The organism is Vibrio sp. 1402, assembly GCF_033340275.1.
In genome coordinates this window covers 1-589 of the sequence record NZ_JAWOWE010000476.1, presented here as the reverse complement: position 1 = coordinate 589, position 589 = coordinate 1, and the positions used below count along the sequence as shown (strand labels likewise).

At 48.4% G+C, this 589-nt stretch carries 1 protein-coding gene; it reads right to left on the bottom strand.

From position 1 onward, the window contains the following. The coding region (glpG, locus tag R7044_RS26765; RefSeq protein ID WP_225456178.1) for a rhomboid family intramembrane serine protease GlpG at positions 1–589 on the bottom strand (589 nt) is incomplete at both ends.

Sequence of the window (589 nt, the reverse complement as noted above, 5' to 3'; positions counted from 1 at the left end):
GAACAGCGCAATCGCCATCCCGGCCAACAAGCCAGCTAAGTGAGCCGTATTGGCAATGGCCATAAACGGTTGCACAAAACCAAGTACCAACCACACCAACATAAAACCAATGATGGATTTCGGCAGCGTTAAACCTAAATGAGGTAAACGGTAACCCAAAACCCACAAATAGCCGAGTAGCGCGTACACAACACCAGATAACCCGCCGAAGTTCGCACCTTCAACATAGAACTGGCCAGCACCAGAGAGTGCCGCAGATACCACAAAGATTTGCAGTAACTTGCCAGAACCAAGTCGACGTTCAATATCGCCACCAAGTTGCCACCACCACAACAAGTTAAAGATGATGTGTGTTACCGAGAAATGCAGCAATGCATGACTCACCCAACGCCACAATTGCCATTGCTGGCCTTCAAACGCGGGAAAGTGCAACAGAGCAAATACCCCATTTCCAAAGCCTAACATCTGCAAACCATAAATCACGGCGCATACGGTCATGATCAATAAGGTCACTGGACCGGCTTTGGCTTTGATCATTCCCATGATGCTTGGGCTAGCGTAATGAAATTGGCTCTTACGAGTATCGGCA